The sequence below is a fragment of the Frankia sp. CcMO1 genome, assembly GCF_977945845.1.
Genome location: NZ_CDWTMG010000243.1, coordinates 1 through 7173, shown reverse-complemented (window position 1 = coordinate 7173; position 7173 = coordinate 1). Strand labels below are relative to the sequence as shown.

The following is a 7173-nucleotide window of genomic DNA, read 5'->3' as shown; positions in this document are numbered from 1 at the left end:
GGCCAAGCGGGGCCTGCAACGCGTCGGGCGGGCCGCCCGCCGGCTGGGCCGCCGGCTGGCCAACACCCGCGCCGGCCGGTTCCTGCGCCGGGTCGGCACCGGCATCAAACGCAAGTACCAGAACTTCAAGAAGCGGTACGCCGACTGGCGCGACCGCCGCCGCAAGGCCCGCGACGACCGCAAGAAGCAACAACCCACCAAGGAGCAGCGCCTGGAGAAGGCCGTCGCCCGGATGCGACCCGGGCTTCAGCGACTGCTGGACAAAGGCGTGCCCGATCGCGGGTTTGGCCTTGTGCTCGGCGGAATGCGGCTGTGGTACCGGCTCAGCCGATTGAACAAGCGCGGTGGGCGGACGTTTGAGGTAATCGCTGCTCTCAACCCGGAACTCAAGGCGGTAGACGGGGTTGATGTCGACATCGTCGACAGACTGTTGATGATCATCCGTAAGATCGGTAGGGAGTTCGAGGAGAAGGCCGACCAGATCAAGCGGAAGGCGGCCGACAGCGTGGCGGATCAAAGCAGGGCGACCGGGAAGTACGATCCGGCGAAGGCCGAGGAGATCCGTGACGCGCACACGCCCCCGCAGCACACGATCGAAGAAGGGTGGAACGCAGTTCAGGCACATGCCCAGATCCGCTCGGTCCCGGCCAAAGATTTGGAAAACCTCGAAGACTTCGTGGCTTACCGCACACGCACCGGCCAGATCGCCGCCAACGTTCCCCGTGAGCAGGGCAAGGGGTTCAACCGGAGGATCTACTCGAAAGATCAGAAGGTGTACTGGACCTATGTCAACAAGCGGGGAGCAAGGGTCAGCGAGCCGTTGACCCACAAGAGGTTCGTGGAGGAACTCGAATCCGAGGCGTGGACGCCGCAGACTCGGGCCGAGCTTGCCCGATCGGCGCTGCCGATCCTGTCCGCCGGCTCCCCGGGGGCCGAACATTCACTGAATGCCGCCCAGTTGGTGCAGTGGCATTTCCACATCGAGGGTTGGCGCAACCCCGCAACTCTGCCGATCACGACGATGGGCATTGACTTGGCCGCTCGCGGAAAGATGGATTTGCTCGAGTTCGCCAAGGGGTTCCCGATGGCACCCAAAGGTGCCGTCGGTATCTCCAGGACGTTGAACAACTACCTGGGTGAGGTGGAGAGGTTTCACACGGGCGAACGGGTGAAACGTCCAATCCAGTTGGAGGGCTCGAAGCCCGCGCTGATGAAGGAACGCGAGTTTAAGATCCTTCATGCGTGGCTGAAGAGCTTAGACGATGTCGAGGGATGGGTTCGCCGCTTGGAAGATTTGTCCGCGGAAAGCCCCGAAGTGGTCGAGGAGAGACTGCGCTACCTCGAAGGCCTTATCCGAAGACGTCTGGAGGCATTGTGGAATACAACCTTGACCAAGCTGCGTGAGGAGCGTGCGGAGTAGGTGATGGACCAGGAACGCCCGGGATGGCGTGTGACGCGGCGGATTGCGCTACGGCGGTGCCCTGCACGCGACGAGGTGGCCGGGTTCGCCGCGAGCCGTGGGGGGCGGGAAATCAGCGCTGACTGGATCGATCCTAACCGGACGCTTCAATTCAAGATCGTCTGGCGAGTGGGTGAGGGAGTGGATCTCTGGTACGTCGAGGATGACATCTCGGGCAACTGCTACGTGCAGGTCGCAAGCCCCGACATGCAAGCCGCCAGCGAGGTGCTGCACGCCGCTGAGCGGGAGTTGGACGTCTGGACCCGGGCCGACTTGCTGCGCGAGGTCGACGCGGCCCAGGAGTCCATTCCACTGGGCCTTGCCCTGATGCGCCTGGGGATGAGCGCACCGGTCAGCTTCGACGAGGAGATCTACACGAAGATCAGCGATGAGTTCTACAGCGAGTTCGAGGAGGTACGCGACATGGCGGTGTGGGCCAGTTCGTACGCGCCGTACCAGGAATACCGCCCCGACCTGGACGAGCTCGCGGGGAACGACGAGAGCGAGAGGGTCCGTCAACGCGCGGCAACGGTCTTGCACATCTTCGACCAGATGGGGGTCCAGTAGCGGTGACCATCGGGTACGCGGACATTCCCAAGGCGATCAGGTCGGGGTTGGTGGTGGTGGACCCGGTGCTCGGGACGCCGCGCAGGGTCATCGTGATGCAGTTCAACCCGGATGCCCTGCAGCGCAGCCTGGCCCCGATGGCCACCCAGGCCGATGGGCAGGGCGACCGGACCGAGGCGCTGCGGCTGACCGGCCCGGCGGTCGAGACCTGGAAGCTCGAAGCCGAGATCGACGCCACCGACCAGCTCGACGTTCCCTCGCCCAACGGCATCCACCCGCAGTTGGCCACGCTGGAGACGCTGATCCAGCCGCCGAGCGCGCGGGTGCGGGCCAACCAGGCGCTGGCCAACGCCGGCACGTTGGAGATCACCCCGGTAGAGAGCCCGTTGACCCTGTTCGTCTGGGGTGCGGCGCGGGTGCTGCCGGTGCGGGTGACCGAGCTGGCCATCGTGGAGGACGCCTTCGACATCGACCTCAACCCGATCCGGGCCACGGTCAGCCTCGGGCTGCGGGTGCTGACCGTCAACGACCTGCCCACCGGGCACCGGGGCGCCGAGCTGTTCCTGGCCCACCTGGCCGCCAAGGAGCGACTGGCCGGCACCGTGGGCTCGGCCAGGCTGTCCACGCTCGGCCTGACCGGGATCTGAAACCGGCAACGGGATCTGAGCCACCAAGAGGGGAGAACGAACGTGACGGTCAGCCTGCTGGACACGGTGCCCGTGCCGCCGTCGGCGTACCCGCGCACCAGCCGTTACTACGGCATCCCGACCGCCGTGTACGTCGCGCCGGACGGGCACCAGATCCCGTACCTGCGGCGGCGGCTGCTGCCCCGCCCGGACAGCCTGACCCAGATCGGCGAGCACGTGGTGGCCGACGGGGACCGGGCCGACCTGCTCGCCTTCCGCTACCTGGGCAGCGCCGAGGCGTGGTGGCGGATCGCCGACGCCAACCCGGCGCTGGATCCGCGGGAGCTGACCGCCACGGCGGGCCGGCGGCTGCGGATCACCCTGCCCGAGGGCGTACCGGGAGGGGCCGCCAATGGCTGAGCGGGGGCTGCCGGCGCCGGCACCGGGAGGGGTGGCGCATGCCTGACCTCGGGCCGATCCGGCTGACGCTGCTGATGGGGCCGCAGATCGCGGTGCCCGCGCCGCAGCCGGTGACCGACGCGCTGCTGTCCGCCCAGGTGACGGTGACCGCCGGCCAGCGCAGCGGGTTCCAGCTCGGCTTCGACCTGGCCAAGAACGGGCCGATCAACACCACCCTGCTGCCGGCCGGGTTCTTCGACCCGAAGACCCGGGTGATCCTGGTCGCCACGGTCAGCGGGACGCCCACGGTGCTGATGGACGGCGTGATCATCCGGCAGGAGGTGGGCGTGGCCAACCAGCCCGGCCAGTCCACACTGACCGTCACCGGCGAGGATCTGACCGTCCTGATGGACCTCGAGGAGCGCCCCGGCGACCAGTTCCCGTCCATGCCGCACGCCGGCCAGGTCGCGGTCATCATCGGCCGGTACGCGCAGTACGGCATCGTGCCGCTGGTCATCCCGGAGCTGTTCCCGAACACCCCAATGCCGACCCAACGGATCGACTTCCAGAAGGGCACCGACCTGGGCTACCTGACCCAGCTCGCGCAGGCCAACGGGTACGTCTTCTACCTGGACCCGGGGCCGGCGCCGGGGGTCAGCCGGGCCTACTGGGGCCCGGAGGTGCGCCTGGGCGTGCCGCAGCACGCCCTCAACGCCAACATGGACGGCCTGTCCACGGTGGACCAGATGACGTTCAGCTTCGACGGCACCGCCCGGGAGCAGCCGCAGGCACGGATCCAGATCCCCGCCACCCGGGTGTCCACGGTGCTGCCCGTACCCGAGGTCAGCGTGCTGCGCCCGCCGCTGGCGCTGCGCCCGGCCCCGGCGCTGAAGAAGAAGGTCATCGAGGACACCGCGAAGAAGGACGCCGCCCAGGTGCTGGCCGAGACGCTGGCCAAGGCGGCCGAGTCGGCGGACGCGGTCAGCGGCTCGGGGCAGCTCGACGTGCTGCGGTACGGGCACGTGCTGCGCCCGCGAGAGCTGGTCGGTGTACGGGGGGTGGGCATCACGTACGACGGCTTCTACTACGTCAAGAGCGTCACCCACAACCTGCGGCGCGGCTCGTACACGCAGAACTTCACCCTGGCCCGGGAGGGCCTGATCTCGCTGGCCCCCACCGTCGTGCCCTGACCCGCCCCTCCGGAGGACGCCCATGCCCGAACCGACCCGGTACCTCGGCAAGTACCGCGGCACCGTCGTGAACAACGTGGACCCGATGCGCATGGGACGGCTCCAGGCGCAGGTTCCGGACGTGCTGGGCGACGCCCCCTCCACCTGGGCGATGCCGTGCTTCCCGGTGGCCGGGCCGCAGGCGGGCGCGTACGTCATCCCGCTGGTCGGGTCCGGGGTGTGGGTGGAGTTCGAGCAGGGCGACATCAACTACCCGATCTGGACGGGCTGCTGGTACGGCTCGTCCGCCGAGCTGCCGGCGGCGGCGCTGACCGGCCAGCCCGACGCCCCGAACATGGTCCTGCAGACCCGGGGCCAGCGCACCGTCATCCTGTCCGACCTGCCCGGCGGCGAGGGCATCACGCTGCGCACGGCGAGCGGCGCCATGCTCCAGATCAACGACTCCGGGATCTTGATAACCAACGGCCAGGGTGCCTCGATCTCGCTCAACGGCGACACCGTGACCGTCAACCAGGGCGCGCTCGTCGTGAAGACCTGACCGCCGAGGCCGGAACGACCCAGGGCTGCAACGACTGGGGGCCGCAATGACTGGGAAAGGAGCGTCATGCCGGGAAGCCTGCTGACCGTCGACGCGACGATCAACTGCCCGCACGGGGGGCGGGCGCAGCCGCAGCCGGCCCAGTTCCGGGTGTCCGTGCTGGGCCAGCCGGTGGACACGCTGGCCGACCGGTACCTGGTCGTCGGCTGCCCGTTCACCGTGGGGAACAAACCGCAGCCGTGCGTCACCGTCGACTGGCAGAACCCGTCCGGCGCGGTGACGGTGAACGGCTCACCCGCGCTGCTGGAGTCCTCGACCGGCACCTGTCGCAGCGCCGAGGGGGTCGCGCAGGGGCCCGCGCAGGTCGCCCAGGTCCAGCGCAAGGCGGTGGCCAAGTGAGCGAAGGAGGGCTCAGATGAGCATGCCGTTCGCCGGGCCGGCCGACGAGCCCGCGCGCCTCGACGTGGCGTTCCCGTTCGCCGTCGACGGCCGCGGGCGCACCGCCGAGGCCGGGTACGACGACCACGTCCGTCAGATGATCGAGCTGCTGCTGTTCACCCGCCCCGGGGAGCGGGTGATGCGGCCCGAGTTCGGTTGTGGCCTGGCCGATCTCGTCTTCGCCCCGAACAGCCCGGAGCTGGCCGCGTCGGTGCAGATCTCGGTGCAGGCGGCGCTGCAACGCTGGCTGGGTGACCTGATCGACATCGCCGCGCTGGAGGTCGAGAGCGAGGACGGCACGCTGCGGGTCCGGCTCGCGTACGTCGTCCGGGCGACCGGTACGTCGAGTACCGACGTCTTCACCGAGAGGACCTCCTCATGAGCGCTGGACCGGTCCATGACCCCACCACCCCACCCGGGCCGTGCCGCACCGAGCGGCGCCGCGCTCAGGTGCGGGCCCGGCGGCGGGGCGGCATCGACGCGGTGGAGGCCGGCGACGACGGGCGCACGCTGGCCGTGACGTTCATCGGCAAGGCCCCCCGGCACCTGCGCCCGGTCAACGTCCGCATCGACGGCGGGCGGCGGATCACCGGCATCCGGGTGCTCGACGTGGACCTGGAGTCCAGCGACGACCCCGACCTGGACGACGTCCTGCGGGTGACGGTGGACCGGCCCGGGGACACGTCTCCGTACGCGCTGTCCATCGTGGACGAGGGGCCGCACGGGCGGCCGGGAGGCCGGCCGTACCCGGGCTTCGACCCGCGGTACGCCCGCGCGCGGTTCACCTTCCACCCGCAGTGCCCCACCGACCAGGACTGCGTCCCACCGCCACCGGTCCCGCCACCGGCGCTGCCCACGCCGGTGATCGACTACACGGCCAGGGACTACGACAGCATCCGGCGGCTGCTGCTGGAGCGGCTGGCCCTGACCACCCCGCGCTGGGTCGAGCGGCACGTGCCCGACCTGCAGCTCACCCTGGTCGAGGTGCTGGCGTACGTCGGCGACCAGCTCAGCTACCACCAGGACGCGGTGGCCACCGAGGCGTACCTGGACACCGCCCGGCGGCGGATCTCGGTGCGCCGGCACGCCCGGCTGGTGGACTACCCGATGCACGACGGCTGCAACGCGCGGGTGTTCGTGGCCCTGGAGGTGACCGGGAAGGTCAGCCTGCCCGCCGGCCGGTACCGGTTCGCGGCGGTGGACGTCAGCCGGCTCGACCCGCGCGACCGCCCCCAACTGCCCACCGTCGTTGCCGACGAGGACATCTCCCGGCTGCCCACGAGCGTGACGACGACGATCTTCGAGCCGCTCGGCCACGGCGGATCGCCGCTGCGCCCGGAGCACAACGCGATCCGGTTCTGGACCTGGGGCGACGAGGAGTGCTGCCTGCCGGCGGGCAGCACCCGGGCGACGCTGCGGGACGCCTGGGCCCCGAGGCCCCCGCACCACGACGGCGACCACGACCACGGCGAGCACGGGCACGGCGACCACGACCACGGCGACCACGACCACGACGGCCCACCGGAGCCGCACCGGGCCCGGGCGCTCCGGCTGGCCCCCGGCGACCTGCTGGTCATCGAGGAGGTGGTCGGTCCGCGTACCGGCGCCGCCGCCGACGCCGACCCCGCGCACCGGCAGGTGGTCCGGCTCACCTCGGTCACCCCCGGCGAGGACCGGCTGTACGACCAGCCGGTGCTGGAGGTCACCTGGGCCGAGGAGGACGCCTTGCGGTTCGACGCCTGCCTGTCCGCCCGGGGTGGCCCGGACTGCGCCTGCCTGCCCGACGTGAGCCTGGCCCGGGGCAATCTGTTGCTGGCCGACCACGGCGCCCGCATCACCGCCGGCGCCGAGCGGATCGAGGTGCCGCCGGCCGACGTGGTGCCGCCGACCTGCGAGCCCCCGGCCGGCTGCCCGGACCGGATCGAGTCTGCGCCCGCCGTGGCCGCGATCCACGGG

Annotated in this window: 9 protein-coding genes; all 9 read left to right on the top strand. The window is 70.3% G+C overall.

Annotation, left to right across the window (positions count from 1 at the left end):
* Nucleotides 1-1420, top strand: a 1420-nt coding sequence (locus AC08OU_RS20675) for a hypothetical protein (protein ID WP_476605600.1), incomplete at its 5' end; no start/stop codon positions are given.
* A 180-nt stretch (nt 1421-1600) separates the two neighbouring features.
* Nucleotides 1601-2026 (top strand): hypothetical protein, encoded by a 426-nt coding sequence (locus tag AC08OU_RS20670; RefSeq protein ID WP_476605599.1) that lies wholly within the window; start codon nt 1601-1603, stop codon nt 2024-2026.
* A gap of 2 nt (nt 2027-2028) precedes the next feature.
* The gene (locus AC08OU_RS20665) at nt 2029-2673 is read left to right on the top strand and encodes a hypothetical protein (RefSeq protein WP_476605598.1); all 645 of its coding nucleotides are present in this window, start codon (nt 2029-2031) and stop codon (nt 2671-2673) included.
* Between the two features lie 42 nt (nt 2674-2715).
* The gene (locus AC08OU_RS20660) at nt 2716-3072 is read left to right on the top strand and encodes a tail protein X (RefSeq protein ID WP_476605597.1); all 357 of its coding nucleotides are present in this window, start codon (nt 2716-2718) and stop codon (nt 3070-3072) included.
* Nucleotides 3073-3110: 38 nt separating this feature from the next.
* Complete coding sequence (locus AC08OU_RS20655; protein ID WP_476605596.1) at nt 3111-4241, top strand: hypothetical protein; 1131 nt, start codon at nt 3111-3113, stop codon at nt 4239-4241.
* Nucleotides 4242-4263: 22 nt separating this feature from the next.
* Nucleotides 4264-4779: a phage baseplate assembly protein V gene (locus tag AC08OU_RS20650; protein ID WP_476605595.1), complete on the top strand. Its 516-nt coding sequence runs from the start codon at nt 4264-4266 to the stop codon at nt 4777-4779.
* 66 nt (nt 4780-4845) lie between these two features.
* A complete protein-coding gene (locus AC08OU_RS20645) occupies nt 4846-5178 on the top strand; it encodes a hypothetical protein (protein WP_476605594.1) in 333 nt (110 codons plus the stop codon).
* Nucleotides 5179-5194: 16 nt separating this feature from the next.
* Nucleotides 5195-5599 (top strand): GPW/gp25 family protein, encoded by a 405-nt coding sequence (locus tag AC08OU_RS20640; RefSeq protein WP_476605593.1) that lies wholly within the window; start codon nt 5195-5197, stop codon nt 5597-5599.
* Nucleotides 5596-7173, top strand: a 1578-nt coding sequence (locus AC08OU_RS20635; RefSeq protein ID WP_476605592.1) for a hypothetical protein, incomplete at its 3' end; no start/stop codon positions are given. The genes AC08OU_RS20640 and AC08OU_RS20635, both read left to right, overlap by 4 nt.

Bases quoted from the DNA above. Each gene is read 5' to 3' on its own strand.
- AC08OU_RS20655 (WP_476605596.1), top strand. From the start codon at position 3,111: ATGCCTGACCTCGGGCCGATCCGGCTGACGCTGCTGATGGGGCCGCAG.
- AC08OU_RS20650 (WP_476605595.1), top strand. From the start codon at position 4,264: ATGCCCGAACCGACCCGGTACCTCGGCAAGTACCGCGGCACCGTCGTG.
- AC08OU_RS20645 (WP_476605594.1), top strand. From the start codon at position 4,846: ATGCCGGGAAGCCTGCTGACCGTCGACGCGACGATCAACTGCCCGCAC.
- AC08OU_RS20640 (WP_476605593.1), top strand. From the start codon at position 5,195: ATGAGCATGCCGTTCGCCGGGCCGGCCGACGAGCCCGCGCGCCTCGAC.